Annotated in this window: 13 protein-coding genes and 3 pseudogenes; 9 read left to right on the top strand and 7 right to left on the bottom strand. The window is 64.8% G+C overall.

Annotated features, from left to right (window positions below):
• Both K359_RS59965 and K359_RS0142925 read left to right on the top strand, forming a co-directional pair.
• Nucleotides 1–375 (top strand): annotated as a pseudogene (locus tag K359_RS59965) (transposase); the annotation flags it as partial.
• 21 nt (nt 376–396) lie between these two features.
• Nucleotides 397–783, top strand: a complete 387-nt coding sequence (locus tag K359_RS0142925; RefSeq protein WP_029084646.1) for a type II toxin-antitoxin system VapC family toxin — start codon at nt 397–399, stop codon at nt 781–783.
• 246 nt (nt 784–1,029) lie between these two features.
• On the opposite strand, the pseudogene K359_RS66475 reads toward K359_RS0142925, so the two are convergent.
• The 4 genes and pseudogenes from K359_RS66475 to traA all read right to left on the bottom strand — a co-directional run.
• Nucleotides 1,030–1,425: pseudogene (locus K359_RS66475) on the bottom strand (conjugal transfer protein TraH); the annotation flags it as partial.
• A gap of 14 nt (nt 1,426–1,439) precedes the next feature.
• Entirely contained in the window at nt 1,440–1,907 is a 468-nt protein-coding gene (locus K359_RS55275) for a nitrilase-related carbon-nitrogen hydrolase (protein ID WP_051346749.1), read from the bottom strand.
• Nucleotides 1,908–1,983: 76 nt separating this feature from the next.
• Nucleotides 1,984–2,487 carry a conjugative transfer signal peptidase TraF gene (traF, locus tag K359_RS0142940; protein ID WP_035978155.1) on the bottom strand — a complete coding sequence of 168 codons (504 nt, stop codon included), beginning with the start codon at nt 2,485–2,487 and terminating at the stop codon, nt 1,984–1,986.
• 95 nt (nt 2,488–2,582) lie between these two features.
• The gene (gene traA, locus K359_RS0142945; RefSeq protein ID WP_029084649.1) at nt 2,583–5,888 is read right to left on the bottom strand and encodes a Ti-type conjugative transfer relaxase TraA; all 3,306 of its coding nucleotides are present in this window, start codon (nt 5,886–5,888) and stop codon (nt 2,583–2,585) included.
• A 276-nt stretch (nt 5,889–6,164) separates the two neighbouring features.
• Here traA and traC point away from each other — a divergent pair, with 276 nt between their 5' ends.
• From traC to K359_RS0142980, 7 genes are all read left to right on the top strand, one after another.
• Nucleotides 6,165–6,461, top strand: a complete 297-nt coding sequence (gene traC / locus K359_RS0142950; protein ID WP_029084650.1) for a conjugal transfer protein TraC — start codon at nt 6,165–6,167, stop codon at nt 6,459–6,461.
• A gap of 4 nt (nt 6,462–6,465) precedes the next feature.
• On the top strand, nt 6,466–8,646 hold the full coding sequence (gene traG / locus K359_RS0142955; RefSeq protein WP_198031272.1) for a Ti-type conjugative transfer system protein TraG: 2,181 nt from the start codon (nt 6,466–6,468) through the stop codon (nt 8,644–8,646).
• Nucleotides 8,647–8,676: 30 nt separating this feature from the next.
• On the top strand, nt 8,677–9,018 hold the full coding sequence (locus K359_RS59975) for a hypothetical protein (RefSeq protein WP_051346750.1): 342 nt from the start codon (nt 8,677–8,679) through the stop codon (nt 9,016–9,018).
• A gap of 378 nt (nt 9,019–9,396) precedes the next feature.
• Nucleotides 9,397–9,657 (top strand): WGR domain-containing protein, encoded by a 261-nt coding sequence (locus tag K359_RS0142965; protein WP_029084652.1) that lies wholly within the window; start codon nt 9,397–9,399, stop codon nt 9,655–9,657.
• 125 nt (nt 9,658–9,782) lie between these two features.
• The gene (locus tag K359_RS62310; RefSeq protein ID WP_156929003.1) at nt 9,783–9,920 is read left to right on the top strand and encodes a hypothetical protein; all 138 of its coding nucleotides are present in this window, start codon (nt 9,783–9,785) and stop codon (nt 9,918–9,920) included.
• 442 nt (nt 9,921–10,362) lie between these two features.
• Complete coding sequence (locus tag K359_RS0142975; protein ID WP_029084654.1) at nt 10,363–10,782, top strand: CopG family transcriptional regulator; 420 nt, start codon at nt 10,363–10,365, stop codon at nt 10,780–10,782.
• Between the two features lie 5 nt (nt 10,783–10,787).
• A complete protein-coding gene (locus tag K359_RS0142980) occupies nt 10,788–11,951 on the top strand; it encodes a PHB depolymerase family esterase (RefSeq protein ID WP_029084655.1) in 1,164 nt (387 codons plus the stop codon).
• Nucleotides 11,952–11,958: 7 nt separating this feature from the next.
• On the opposite strand, the pseudogene K359_RS57880 reads toward K359_RS0142980, so the two are convergent.
• The 3 genes and pseudogenes from K359_RS57880 to K359_RS66480 form a co-directional block, all read right to left on the bottom strand.
• Nucleotides 11,959–12,167, bottom strand: a pseudogene (locus tag K359_RS57880) (hypothetical protein).
• A 521-nt stretch (nt 12,168–12,688) separates the two neighbouring features.
• Complete coding sequence (gene htpG, locus K359_RS0142990) at nt 12,689–14,563, bottom strand: molecular chaperone HtpG (RefSeq protein WP_029084656.1); 1,875 nt, start codon at nt 14,561–14,563, stop codon at nt 12,689–12,691.
• Nucleotides 14,564–14,942: 379 nt separating this feature from the next.
• A partial coding sequence (locus K359_RS66480) for a hypothetical protein (RefSeq protein WP_210164116.1) occupies nt 14,943–15,234 on the bottom strand: 292 nt, incomplete at its 5' end.

Raw genomic sequence — 15,234 nt, forward strand, 5'->3', positions numbered from 1 at the left:
ATCATGGAACGCCTGCCGAAAGATCGGGTGCTGCGCCAGGCCTGGGAGCTCGATGACGCCGACAAGGCTGAAAAATTGATCCGCAATCTCGCGCGTCGACTCGACCAGCAATGCCCCGGCGTAGCGGCCAGCATCCTCGAAGGCCTCGACGAAATCCTGACTGTCGTCCGGTTGAAGCGGCCGAAGGAGCTTCGGCGATCGCTCGCCTGGACCAACATCGCCGAGAACATGATGGGCACCATTCGCCGCGTCACGCGCAACGCCGAACGCTGCCGGAATGCCGGTATGGCCTTGCGATGGGTCGCGGCCGGCATGATCGAGGCCAACAAGGGCTTTCGACCGCGACGGCGCGCCCGGCGCCCGGCACAATTGCGAGCGCCAGGCAGCTCTGCCGAAATGATCATCGACACCTCGGCCATGGTGGCAATCCTCTACCGCGAACCTGAAGCGGAAGCCTTCGCCCGTCTCATTCACGATGCCGACGCCTGCCGCATCAGCGTGGCGAACCATGTCGGGCTGTCGATGGTGATCGAGAACCAGCTCGGCCCGGAAGGAATGCGGCAGGCCGAGGCCTTCTACCGCCGAGCCGGCATCACGGTCGAGCCGGTGACGCTCGAGCACGGCGAACTTGCCCGACAGGCCTTCCTCGATTTCGGGAAAGGGCGGCACAGAGCCGGCCTGAACTATGACGATTACTTTTCCCACGCTCTGGCGAAGGCCACCGGCGAGCCGCTCTTGTTCAAGGGCAATGATTTCAGCCTGACAGACATCGCGGCAGCATAGTCTCCGCTGGATACGCAGAGTCCTACTGCATTCACGGAGCGCGCCGGCCGATGCCGGACAGATCAATACGGATGCCCGATTTGTGGGGATCGCCGGGCGCCGGCTCCTGCGGTGACGGTGATGGTGCCGCCGCAGCCGGCTGAGACGCCTCCTCCCGCTTCGGCTCCGGCGGCTTCGGTCCGCCAGGACGGGAGCGGTAAACACCGCCGTCCCCTCAAATTGCCCGCGCGTCCAGGCCTCGACCGCGTCGTCGAACATCTGTGACATGACGCTATCGTCGGTCGGATTGCCATACCATTTCCAGACGATCCGCCAGACCTTGCCGAAGAGGGCCGTGCCCGCGCGGATGTTCTTGCAAGCGTCGAGCAGATCCGGCGACATCTCCGACGGATCCTTCGCGCCGAGACCGGCCGGATACTGCGTGATGCCGACGCGCACGGCGGCTCGACCGATATGGCTGCGGGCGAGTTCGAGCGCCTCCTCCGGGGTTTTGACCGGCGGCAGCAGGATGATGCGATCGCCGCTGCGTACCAACACGGCAAGCGGATCGGGCGCTCCCGCGGCATGCAAGAATTTCTCGACGATGGCGGGTTTCAGGGGGGGATCGGCACATTTCTGGATGAGATCGGCATCAACGGCCATGGGCGAATTCCTGTTCAGAGGTTGAAGACGGTGACGCGGGGAAGACCGAACAGCCGGGCCCAAGCATCGGCCAGGGCAATGGCGGCCACTGGCCAAGCCTTCGTCGTCATGACGAGCAGGCCAGTTGCGGTCGCCGCAAGCCCCCACCATCCCCATCCGGGAAACAACACGCCGGCCGCCCTGATCGGATGCGCCCATCCGACGATGCCGAAGGGCGGAACCGCCATCAGCACGGCCGTGATCAGATAGCAGAACGCCTTCTGGCTTCCCGGCCGGGGACTCCATAGGACGGCATGGACCGCGACGAAGCAGACGGACGCGGCGCCCCACAGCAAGATGCCGGCCCAGACCGACGCACCGAAGAAGCTCGCAACGCCCTGGCGCAAGCGACGCGAAGCCGCCAGGAAATATCCCATCGCCACCGACGCGGCACGATCCTGCGACCACGCCCGGAGCGCTGGAAACAGCATCGCGAGCGGCAATGCGAGGACATCCCCGCTCCAACCGATCCAGCCGACGAGGACCGCCGCGACGGCGAGAAGGAGCGCGCGCCGGCGATCAGGGATCGAAAGTGAGGACCGGCCGCGCCAGGCCGAGGAGACCGGCCTCCGGAACCGGCCCAAAATACCTCGAGTCATAGGAACCTGCGAAAGTGGAGTGAAGGAAGAAATTGCCGGGCGGAACGACGCACCCCGCCCAAGGCGGAAGCGGTCGTCCCTGACCGTCGACGGGGCTGAGGCGCAATCGGGGCAGAAGCACGCCGTCGATCATGACCACGGCGCCGATGTCGATGCGCGCACCCGAGAGCCCACCGACAGTCTTGATGAGCGGCGCGGCGCCGCCGGAGCATGGCCCCCGCCGAAAGTATCCGCGCTCGAGGCCGAAGACGGAAACCGGCCCAGGCGGCGGACAGACGAACACGAGATCGCCGGCGACGACTTGCCGATCGATCGGCACGATCTGCCACAGCCCGAACGGCTCGCTTGGCGTCAGGTTGAGGCGCAAGCCGCCGAGCCAGGCGATGCCGGCGATCGCAATCATCGCCACGCCGCCGGCCGCCATGATCGCGGATGCTCGCCGACGCTGAACACAGCCTTTCCTTCTGGTCGCTGCATCCGACCCTGACGGCTCCGATCGCCGCTCGGCGGTCGAGGTCATCACAGCGACAACCCCGGACGCCGCGCCTGCCGAAGGATGTCGGCTTCTTTCTGCGCCTCCGCGGTTCGCTGCTGGGCCGCGAGCTGCTGCGCGGTTCTCAGATCGGGCCAGGCGGCTTTGAGCTCCTTCTTCTGCGCGGCGTTCGTCCCGCCGGAAATCGCCTCGAAAACCTTGCCGTCGGCATCCTTGGCCGAGAGGCCGACGAAGGCGCGCTCGCCGAACCGCTCAGACACGGCACGCGCAAAACCTTCCAGCTCCGCCTCGATCATCTTGTCCTCGAGCGCGAACTCCAGGGCAGAGGGCAGGTCGTTCCGATCGATGGCGTCGCGGATGCGCTCGAGTGTCTGCTTCGCCGACGGCGACAGCGCCGGAATGTCGACAGCGACCTTCAGCCGGGCGGCGCGCTCCTCCGCCTCGTAGCGATGTTCCGCCTCCGAGCGCAGCCGCAAGAACCGCTCAAGATCACGGGCGAGCGCCGGCACGTTGAGGTCCGCCCGCTGCCTGTCCTGCTTGTCGGCACGGCTGGCCAGAAGGCCGGTTTTGCCCTTCAGCGCACCGAAGCTGTCGGGCTTCTCCGCGAGTTTCGACAGGGTGGATTGCGCAGTCGCCTTGTCCTTCAGCATGCTGTCGATATCGACCTTGCGGAACGAGGCTTCGGGATCGGCGAAGACGAAGCGGAAGCGGGTCGATATCTCCTCCCATTGCTTCTTCAAGGCGGGATCGGCGGCGAGCTTGTCCTCGACAACCTGGTCGATCGATTTGGCGAAGGTGGTGATGCCGGCGACCATCGGCTTTGCCTCCTTTGTGCCGTTGGGAATCGTCTGTTTCCGACCTGCGCCGAGGCCAAGCCGAGCGCCGAGCGCGAGGAGCCGCGCTCCGAGATCGGCGAGCCTGGAGCTCTGCCGGACGGTCCAACGAACCTTGTCGGCGACGAGGGTGCGGGCGACACGCATGAGATGGAGACCGCGCGCTTCGGCAAAGCGCAGCGCGGCGCGATAGGAAGGGCCGCGCTCATAGTCGAGGGTGGTTTCTTTCGCCCGGCTCTGCGACAGGATCTTGGTGAGCCCGCCGGCCTTTCCGAAGGAAATCGCCCCGTAATAGAGAGCGACATTCTCGCGATGGCGGGTCAGCGCGACATAGGCAAGATGCCGGTCGAGCGAGAGCGTGGCGAGCACCTTCACCCGGTCGACGGTCGCGCCCTGGCTCTTGTGGATCGTGGTGGCATAACCGTGGTCGACGTTCGCATAGAAGCGCTGGTCGACCTCGACGCGGCGCTGGCGTTCGCCCTCGCCGATCATCGCCGCGAACCAGCCCGACCGCGCCTCGATGACACGCGCGATCATGCCGTTCTTGACGCCGAGCGACCCCTCGTTCTTCCGGAAGACGATCTGGTCGCCGGCCGAGAACTTGCGCTGGCCGTCCTCAGTGCAGAACGCCTGACCATCCTCGACGAGGCCGCGCTCGATCAGCTTCGCCCGCGCCATGTTGTTGAGGGCGCGGACATCGCGCCGGAGATGGGCGAGGATCAGGATGGATTTCGCCGGATCGTAGTCGCGGTTCCAGTGCTCGATCAGCGCCGTGACGGCTTGCGCCTTGAACTTGCGCGCTTCCAGCTTGCCGTTCGCGCCATAGGCCTGCAGCGCCTCGGCAACGCGGCCCCGCGCGAGATCGAGCGAGGCATCGCGCATCCATTGCTCGCGCTGGCGATAGATGGTTTCGAGTTCGGCATAGCCGGTGCGCGCCACGATGGCGCGGAACGCAGCACCGGCCTCGATCGGTTGAAGCTGATCGGGGTCGCCGACGAGCACCAGTTTAGCGCCGGTCTTCACAACCGCTTCGACGAACAACGCCATCTGCCGCGACGACACCATGCCGGCCTCGTCGAGGACAAAGATGGTCTTGTCGTCGAGTTGCTCGCGCCCGTTCGACCAGGCAAGCTCCCACGAGGCCAGCGTGCGCGAGGCGATGCCTGCTTCCTTCTCCAACCCCTCGGACGCCTTGCCGGCAAGCGCGCCGCCGACCACACGATAGCCGGCCGCTTCCCACACTTCGCGCGCCGCCTTCATCATGGTGGTCTTGCCGGCGCCGGCGCGCCCGACCACAGCCGCGATCCGCCCCTCACCGGCGACATGCGCGATCGCGACGCGCTGCTCTTCCGACAGACGGTCATGACGCTCGAAGGCCGCCGCCAGCACTTTCTCCCGGACGCCATGCGAGGATCGGCCGGCAAGCCAGACGGCGCGATGCGCCATCTCGGCTTCGCGCCTGATGAGCTCGCGCGTCGTGTATTTGGCGGGCTCGCGGATTCCGGTCTCAAGCGCGATGCGCTCGCCCTCCAGCCGCAGCACATCCGGGTTCTGGAGGATACGCGCCATCAGATGCTGGAAAGTTCCGGCATCGTCGACATAGCGGTGCACCACCCTGGCGATGTCACGCTCGGTGAAGACGCTCAGCTCGCGCGTGACGAGATCGAGCACGATCTCAGGACGCCGCAGCATCCGCTCACGGTTGTCGCCCTTTCGTTCTTCGTGGAGCGCGATACGCTCGAGCTTCGGGGACCAGCCCGCCTTCTTTCCTTTCCGGTCGATCGCCTTGGTCGACACGCCGATATGCGTCGTCGGGGCAAGATCGATGCCGCGCTCGGCATAGGAGCGGCCATCGACGCGGATCTCGAGGCCGGCGAGCGCCAGATGCTTGTTCTGAAGGTCGAGCCAGCCTTCGCGTTGCTCGAGGAACTCGGCCTTCTCTCCCGACCAAAGCCGGTAAACGATCTTGCCGAAATCGTTGCGCAGGGGTGCGCCATCATCACCGATGACCGGCACCTTCTTCGGCCCAAATCCGTTGTCGCCGAGAGGGCGAAGAGTGGTCATCAGATGGATGTGCGGATTGCCGGGCTCGGCATGGAAAACCCAGTCGGCGACCTGTCCGCGCGCGAGGACCTGGGTTGCGACGAACTCCCGCACCAGGGCGATGTTCTGGTCGACGGTGAGTTCGACCGGCAGGGCGATGATGAATTCCTTCGCGAGCTGCGCATCGGAGCGTTTCTCGAAAGCCTCGATTGCGTTCCAGAACGCCTCGGCGGCGCCGGCGACCGAGCGGTCGGCGATCAGCTCACGCGCCCATTGTGGGGCATCCGGCGGCAACAGGAATTCCTCATGCCGCAGGCCCCGCTTGGTGGAATAGTCGACGGTCCGCCCCTCCGCCTGATGCTCCATGCGCGCGCAGTGCCGGTACGCTGCCGACAGCACGGCGCTGCGGCCGGAACCGCGCGAAATGAGCTGGGGCGTGAAATGCGTGATGGCCAAGGCGGCGCGATCTCCCGGACGAGGGCGGAACACAGATGCTCGTCGGGGGCGGCGGCAGGGCCACGCCAGGGTGGGACACCCCGGCAGGCGGGAAAACAGGACGTCGCGGATGCGACGTATTACTGCGCTCTTGGACCGCTCTCATCGAGCGGCCGGGATGATCTCAAGCGGCGTCGGCTTTGCCGACTAGCTTTTTTATTAGTCGCTCGGGCCAGCGACTTCCGAAATCCTCCGCGCAGTCCCGCAACACTGCCCAGCACGGAGGCTCAACCGAAAATGAAGAAACCGTCGTCGAAGATCCGCGAAGAAATCACTCGCCTCCAGGAACAGTTGAAGGCCGCAGAGACACGCGAGGCCGAGCGGATCGGGCGCATCGCGCTCAGGGCCGGACTCGGTGAGATCGAGATCGAGGAAGGCGAGCTTCTGGCCGCGTTCGAGGATCTCGCCGGCCGGTTTCGCGGGAAGGCAGGGAAGGCGACCGGAAGGAAGGGAACCGAGGCCGGAGGCGATACGAGCGCTCCTGCCGCGAAGGTCGCGTCTGGCGCGCATGCGAAAGGCGCTGGCGAGGTATGAGCGCATGCGCCAGGCGTCATCCTCCGAGGCCCGCAAGAAGGACACGCGCGAGAAGATCGAGCTCGGTGGCCTGATCGCAAAGGCGGGGCTGCGCTACGAGAAGCGCGCGGTCCTGCTCGGCGCGCTGATCGAACTCGGTCGCCGGCTGAGAACCGACGAGCCGAGCGAGCACGGCTTGCCGCGATCGGGGCGGAGGCGTTCGGCCGTGACGGCGAATAGGCTCCTTCTGCTGATCGTGCCGATGGCCCTGATGCTCGGCGCGATCTTCGGGTTGACCGGAATCGGGCATGGGCTTGCCGGCCTCGGCAAGACGGAGGCGCAGCGTCTCCTGTTCGCCCGCGCCGGGCTGGCGATGCCCTATATCGCGGCAGCAGGGATCGGCGTCATCTTCCTGTTCGCCACCGCCGGCTCCGCGAGTATCCGCGCGGCGGCGTGGAGCGTCGTCGCAGGATGCGTATCGGCGATTTCCATCGCCCTCGCGCGCGAAGCGATGCGCCTGTCCGGGGCTCCCGAGACCATCGTCCCGGGCCGATCAGCGGTGGCCCAGATCGACCCGGCGACCATGGTCGCAGCCAGCGTTGTGCTGATGGGCGGCATCTTCGCGCTCCGCGTCGCCGTGAAGGGCAATGCCGCCTTTGCGGCGCCAGACCCGAAGCGCGTTCGCGGCCGTCGCGCGCTGCACGGCGACGCGGACTGGATGTCGATGCCAGAAGCCGCACGGCTCTTCGGCAACGCTGGCGGCATCGTCGTCGGCGAGCGTTACCGCGTCGATAGGGACAGCGCGGCAGCTCAGCCGTTTCGCACCACGGATCGCCAGAGCTGGGGGTTCGGCGGCCGCCCGCCGCTGCTCTGTTTTGACGCCTCTTTCGGCTCGTCGCACGGCATTGTCTTCGCCGGTTCCGGCGGCTTCAAGACGACGTCGGTGACGGTTCCGACCGCACTCAAATGGGGCGGCGCGCTCGTGGTCCTCGACCCGTCCAACGAAGTCGCGCCAATGGTGATCGCCCATCGGCGCGCGGCGGGGCGCACCGTGCATGTGCTCGATCCACATGCGGGACAGCGAACCGCGCAAGGTCGTCCGCCAGAAGCAGCCCAGGAAGCAACGAACCTGCCGCGAACCGGCTTCAATGCTCTCGACTGGATCGGTCGTTTCGGCGGCACGAAGGAGGAAGACATCGCCGCCGTCGCCTCATGGATCATGAGCGACAGCGGCGGCGCCCGCGGTGTGCGCGACGATTTCTTCCGCGCCTCGGCGCTGCAGCTTCTGACCGCGCTGATCGCCGATGTCTGCCTGTCAGGGCATACGGAAGACAAGAACCAGACGCTTCGCCAGGTCCGCGCCAATCTGTCCGAACCGGAGCCCAAGCTGCGCGCTCGTCTGCAGGCGATCTACGACAATTCGGAATCGGGCTTCGTGAAGGAGAACGTTGCCGTCTTCGTCAACATGACGCCGGAGACGTTCAGCGGCGTCTACGCCAACGCCGTCAAGGAAACCCACTGGCTTTCCTATCCGAACTATGCCGCGCTCGTGTCCGGCTCGACCTTCGTCAGCGACGATCTCGCCGGCGGCCAGACCGACGTGTTCATCAATCTCGACCTGAAGACGCTGGAGACCCATGCCGGACTCGCCCGCGTCATCATCGGCTCCTTCATGAACGCGATCTACAACCGCAATGGCGCGGTGACGGGACGGGCTTTGTTCCTGCTCGACGAGGTGGCACGCCTCGGCTTCATGCGCATCCTGGAGACCGCCCGCGACGCCGGCCGCAAATACGGCATCACGCTCCTCCTGTTGTTCCAGTCGATCGGTCAGATGCGCGAAACCTATGGCGGCCGCGACGCGGCAAGCAAATGGTTCGAGAGCGCGAGCTGGATCGCCTTCGCGGCCGTGAACGACCCGGAAACCGCCGACTACATCTCAAAGCGCTGCGGCATGACCACGGTCGAGATCGACCAGGTCAGCCGCTCCTCGCAGGCGTCCGGTTCGTCGCGGACGCGCTCGAAGCAGCTGGCCTCGCGGCCGCTGATCCAGCCGCACGAAGTGCTGCGCATGCGCGCCGACGAGCAGATCGTGTTCACCGCCGGCAACGCACCATTGCGGTGCGGCCGCGCCATCTGGTTCCGGCGCGACGATATGAAGGCTTGCGTCGGTCACAACCGATTCCAACCGGAAGAAAAAGCATGACGGCGCTGCGCTTTCTTGTTGTGGGAGCCAATGGCGATCATTGCGATCCTGGCGATCGCCATCGGTGTCCCCTCGCGGCATTCGCCGGATATGCCGGAGCGATACGAGACCACCACTTTGGTCATCCCGCCGCCTCTGCGGAGCGATACGCTGAGGGCCCGTTTCACGCTTTGCGACGGGCCGATCCGCGTGAACTGCGTCGTCGACGGTGACACATTCTGGTTCAGGGGTGATAAGATCAGGATCGCCGATATCGGCGCCCCGGAAATCTTCACGCCGCATTGCCGCGACGAGAGGCAGGCTGGCGAAATCGCCCGCGATCGGTTGCTGGTCCTACTAAACGCCGGCAGCTTCACGCTAGTCTCGGGCTAGCGCGACACTGACCGGTACGGGCGCAAGCTGCGCACGGTCACGCGCGCGGATCGTTCGCTTGGCGCGACGCTCGTCGAGGAAGGTCTCGCCCGGCGCTGGAACGAGCCGCGACGCGATTGGTGCGCCCTCGATTGAACGCGGCAGCCCGCCGCACACGCTACGATCATCGGTTTTCTCGACCGTGCCACCTACCGCGGGAGGATCGTCACCGGAGGACGAAACCGCATCGCGGATTCGGTGCGCTTGGCGCATAGAGCCGTCCGCTCGCCAGAGCTGCCCGCCCCCAAAAGCCACCCTTCGCAAAAATGAATCAATATGCCCCTGATCGATTCAAAAAACTCATTGGACGCGGATTCTCCGATGCGGGATTCTGTCGTCATGATCGCGCAGCCCTACCAGCTCTATATCGAACGCACCGACGCCTCGAAGAACATGGCCCGGTTCTACGCCATGGCCATCGAACCGACGCTCTTCGGCGACATCTGCCTGACACGCCGCTGGGGACGGATCGGCGCACAAGGTCAGATGATGAAGCACAGCTTCGCGCGCGAGGACGAAGCGGTCAGGCTGTTCCTCGACCTGCTGCGCCAGAAGCGCAATCGCGGATATCATCCGAAAGGAAAGAAGGCGGCGACGTAACCAGATCGCTGTCTGCGCAGACGCGGTAGGCTCCCACCGGTTGGGTGGCGGCACCCACGGAACAGAGCCTCCGCGAAAGCGAAGCCGGCTCAGTGAGCCGGCCGTTCATCGTGCGGATTATATTCGTGGATGATGTCGAGGCCATCACCTTCGTCGATCTCGTCGCTGGGCATGACGCCGTATTCGCCGTCGACCTGGAAGAGCGTGACCGGGACCATCAGGGTGCGGGCAAGGTTGAAGGCGTGGTTTTTGTGCGAGGCTGAGATAGGACATTGTCTTGAGGCTCCATCCGGAGCGGGGGAATTCCCGCTCGATGGCTCCTCGAAGGACCGGCCCCGGTCGCGATCACCGCGCCGGCATAAGCCAAGCGGCGGCACGCTTCGCGTAGCCGACCCCGCGCGGGTTGATCGTGGAAGATCCGGGGGTGGACCAGGACGCCATCGCGCCCGCTTCGAGGAGCGCTTCTCCGCGGACCGAATGGCGCGCGAGTATGAAGGCGCGTACCGCGGATTGATTTCTGCCGCCGCCGGGAACTCGGCTGCGGCGTTCGCGGCGCCAAACGCTGAACGTCGGCGCGAAACGAGGCCGGCCGACGAACTGCCAGCGTCCAGCTAACCGATTTTCGCTGCCCCCTTGAAAATAGCTCCTGAACATCCATATGAAATCCCTACGCCATCCCGATGGATGGTGAAAATGGATGCTTTCATGGTCGACAATGTGCGCGAGCTGCGACCTCGGATCCCCGATACAGAGAAGATCACGATCAACCTTGGCTATGTCGATCTGGGTCAGGTCGATCTGATGGTGCAGGAAGGGTTCTATTCGAACCGCACGGATTTCATCCGGACGGCCATCCGCAACCAGCTCGAACGCCACGCGGACGTCGTGAAGCAGTCGACGGTCCGAAAGGGCTTGGACTTGGGCGTGCGGAACTACAGCCGCGAGGATCTCGAAGCGGCGCGGCGCGCCGGTGAGATGCTGCACATCAACGTGCTGGGTCTCGCGACCATCGCCCAGGACGTCACCCCCGAGCTGGCCGGCGCCACCATTGCTTCAGTCTCGGTGCTCGGTGCCCTTCACGCCACTCCCGCGGTCAAGGCCGCCCTCTCCGACAGAACAAGGTGAATGCGATGCTGAGCCAGAACTTGATTTCCGAGGCCACGCGCCTCACGCTTACGGGCCAACTGGTCGAGGCCACCGCGCTCCTGCAGCGCATGCTCCGCGGCGAGTCGCCAGAACCGTCCCATGCTCGTGTCTCGCCAGCTCGGCTCGAGCCGCCGACCATCGACGTGAAGGCCAGCATCGTCGAGGAGAAGGAAAGCCGACGAACCACCCGGGTTTCTCCCGCTCCTTTGCAAAGCTTCGATCGCTTGAAAGACTTCCCCGGACTCAACCTGCGTGGTCCGATGACCCGCGCTCCGCCTGCCACGACGGATATCGCGCCCCAAGGCACGAGATTCATCGCAGGCGCCTTCCGCAGCGCGAATGGAAGCCGGAATTACAAGCTGTTCGTCCCAAGCCGCTCCCAAGAAAAGCCGCTTCCTCTGGTCGTCATGCTTCACGGCTGCACCCAGTCGCCGGACGACTTCGCGGCCGGGACCCGGATGAATTTCCTGGCGGAAGAGCGAAATTGCTTCGTGGTCTATCCGGAGCAGCCCAGCGGAGCCAACCAGGCGAAATGCTGGAATTGGTTTCGCACGGGCGACCAGCACCGGGACGGCGGGGAGCCTTCGCTGATCGCGGGCATCACTCGCCAGGTCATGCGGGACTATCCGATCGATCCGAAGCGGGTCTACGTCGCAGGTCTGTCGGCCGGCGGGGCGCTCGCCGCCATCATGGCAGCGACCCACGCCGATCTGTACGCGGCCGTCGGGATCCATTCCGGCCTCGCCTGCGGGGCGGCAAGCGATCTTCCCTCCGCGTTCGTCGCCATGCGGCAGGGAGGCGGGTCTGAAATTGGCGATGGTGGACCGCCAGTGCCGACCATCGTTTTCCATGGCGATCGCGACACCACGGTGCATCCGAACAACGGCGACCGGATTGTCGAGCAGTCCATCAAGGCGGCAGGTTTGAAAGCGAAGGTGAGCGACGGACGAGTGCCCCGTGGGCACGCCTACACCCGCACGAACCTGACCGACCCGAGAGGGCGGGCCATCTCCGAGCATTGGAACGTTCACGGCGCCGGCCACGCCTGGTCGGGAGGCAGTCCCGCCGGCTCCTACACCGATCCCCGCGGGCCGGACGCGACGAGGGAGATGCTGCGCTTCTTCCTTGAGCATTCGCTCCCGGGTTAGTCGGGCTTCACAAAGCGCTCAGGTCGTCCGGCACGTCGCCGAATTTCCGGATCAGCTTGGCGTCGCCGAACTCGCCGGTCGCCGGATCCCCGCTGCGGCTGAACGCGATCGCGCCGACGCAGCCGGGCTTGCGCGAGAGCGCCTCCGCCCGCATGACGGCCGCATTGGCGCTCAGGTCTCCACCGCTTCGCCGGCCGCTACCCCGTCGTCTGCCAGGAAGCGCGACCTAGCAGTTTACTGAAAAATCCAAGGAATTGGGCGTTTGTTCTGTCGCGGGTGCCATTGTTGGGATGATTTGTTTGAGAGTTTGAAGCGCTTTGGTGGTCTGGACGCCAAGTTGGCTACGCTGCAACCAGTTTGGGGATGAGGATCAGGTTGTAGGCGAGCCGCCAATTGCGACGTTGAAGACGCGACCTCCGCCCCCTGCGGGCCTTCCCAATTCCCCGAATCACCATTCCGGCGTGCCGTGCCCACCCCGGCAGATCGAGACAGGTGCTCGTGTCGGTTGCTACCTGTCCCACGCTGCCTTCCCCGAATCTCAGGCGGGTTGGCATCTGCAATTTCACTTTCGATATCTGCTCAGGCTTTCCTCACGTTACGGCCCAATGGATGCTCAACCGCCCTCGGCGGCCTTTGCTCAGACAAGCCGCTTGCCAGCTACCAGATCAAACCTACTGTCTGGGTGGCACCTTCCTCCATTGGTGATCCGCGCCGTTGGGCACACCGAGAATTGCGAGTTACCCGAGTCCTTGCAGCACCAGCTGGTTCAACCTCGCCGCGAACGCAGCCGGGTCTTCCGGCAACTCGCTGTCGAGGATCTGCGCCTGCTCGAGCAGTAGCAGGCTGAGGTCGTCGACGACCTCTGAGCTAGCCTGGGCCCTGGTGATCGCCGTCACCAGCGGATGGCGCAGGTTGATCTCGAGGATCGGCTTGGTCCGCATGCCGCGGTTCTGCTGCGACAGGATGCGCTCGAGCTCGCGGCTCGGCCCCTGGCTGTCGGCAACGAGGCAGGAGGCCGAGCTGGTGAGGCGCGTCGAGGCCTTGACGTCGCTAACGCGCTCGCCGAGCGCGGCCTTGATCACGGCGATGGTGGCGGCTTCGTCGGCGGCCGGCTCGTCCTTTTTCGCCTCGTCCGCCTCGTCGACACGCGGGATCAGGTCGAGATTGAGATCGCCCTGGCTCAGCGACTTCAGCGGCTTGCCCTCGAACTCCGAGGGCATCGAGGTCCAGAAGGCGTCGACGGGATCGGACAGCAGCAGCACCTCGATGCCGCGCGCGGTCGCAGCTTCCAGCCGCGGATTGGACTTCAGCCGCTCGATGCTGTCGCCGACGAGATAATAGATCTCGGTCTGGTTCGGCTTGAAATCGGCGATGACCTGCTTCAGCGACCGCTTCTCGCCCGACGTGGTGGTGAAGCGCGACAACGCGAGCAGCTTTTCGCGACGCTCGAAATCCTCATAGATGCCTTCCTTCAGCACCGCGCCGAAGGCGTCCCAGATCTTGGCAAAGTTCTCCGGATCCTTCTCGGCGAGGCTTTCGAGCTCGGACACGACACGCGTCGCCACGGCTTTGCGGATCTGTGCGAGCTGCGGATTGTTCTGGAGCATCTCGCGGGAGATGTTGAGCGGGAGATCCTCGCTGTCGACCACGCCGCGGATGAAGCGGAGGTAACCCGGCAGCAGATCGGCATCATCGGTGATGAAGACGCGGCGGACGTAAAGCTTCACCCGGCCCTTCCGGTTCGGCTCGAACAGGTCGAACGGTTTCGTCGACGGCGCGAACAGCAGCACGGCGTAGGAATAGCGGCCCTCGGCGCGGTAGTGCAGCGTCATCGCGGGATCGTCGAAGGCGGAGTTGATCTGCTGATAGGCCTTCTTGTAGTCCTCCGCCGTCAGCTCGGATTTCGAGCGCTGCCACAGCGCGCTCGCCGAATTGATCTGGCGCGGTTCGCCCTCACCGGGCACGAGCTCAATGGGAAACAGGATGTTGTCGGAATAGGCACCGACGATGCGCTCGATCTCGTAGGTCTCGAGATATTTCTTCGCGTCGTCCTTCAGGTGCAGGACGATCTCGGTGCCGCGCACCACACGTGCCGCGTCCTCGTCGCTGGCCCGGGCGATCTCGAATCCGGAGCCGCCGGACGAGGTCCAGGTCCAGACATCGCTCTCGCCGGCACGGCGGCTGATCACGACGATCTTGTCGGCGACCATGAAGGCGGAATAAAACCCGACGCCGAACTGGCCGATCAGGCCGAGGCCGTCCTTGGCCTCCTTCAGCTTCGACACGAACGCCTTGGTGCCGGAGCGGGCGATGGTGCCGAGATGGTCGATCAGCTCCTGCCGCTCCATGCCAATGCCGTTGTCGGCAATGACAAGCGTTCCGGCCGTCTTGTTCGGGATGATGCGGATCTTGAGCGCCTCGCCCTCGCCCAGCAGTGCCGGACTTGCGATCGCCTCATAGCGCAGCTTGTCGCAGGCATCAGAGGCGTTGGAGACGAGCTCGCGCAGAAAGATGTCGGTCTCCGAGTAGACGGAGTGCACCATCAGGTGCAGAAGCTCGGAAACCTCGGCCTGGAAAGGCTGCGTGGGCGCTGTCGTATCTGTGCTCGTCATGCGTTCACCCGGTCAATCGAAGAGGAGGAAACCCGGATATAGCGCTAGGATCCGGAGGATCAAGTGGATGTGATGGGGTAGCCCCACCTTCCGAGACCCACCGCCAGGCTCAGGACTCATTGATAGAGATAGAGGCGACGGCTGCTGCGATGCAGATTGCCGAGAAGAAGGTGTGAGCAGCATCGGTCGTAGCGTGTGGCGAAGCGGCGCCAATTCTTTGAGTTTGGCGACCGGTTTTCGATTCTGTAACAGGAACGATTGAGGCCTTTATCGTAGGCGAACGGCTAGGCGAGTCTGCATCGCGCCGCCTCCGGCGGCATGAAAGATGGGATGGTTGCCGTCCATCCCTGACGGCATCGCAATGTGCCAAAAGGGTGATTCACAGCCACAGACGTCGGATCGCGGGAAGAAGGCGCGGATATTGGACGAGTTTGTCGATATCGCCGGATTCCATCGCAAGCATGCGATGCGGCTTCTTCGAGGTTAGGAAGACGCACGCCCGGGGCCGGCGGGCGCGACGCCGGGGTCTAATGAGGCAGAACACCAACGCGCTCGTGCTCCTTTGGGAGGCGTCAGTGAAATGGACCCCGATTTTGGGACCAGAGGTTAAGTTGGAAAAGGGCCGCTCCGTTTGATAGACGGAGGGCATGATGACGACGAAGACGAGACGC

Source organism: Bradyrhizobium sp. th-b2 (assembly GCF_000426785.1).
GTDB classification, from domain to species: Bacteria; Pseudomonadota; Alphaproteobacteria; order Rhizobiales; family Xanthobacteraceae; genus Bradyrhizobium; species Bradyrhizobium septentrionale.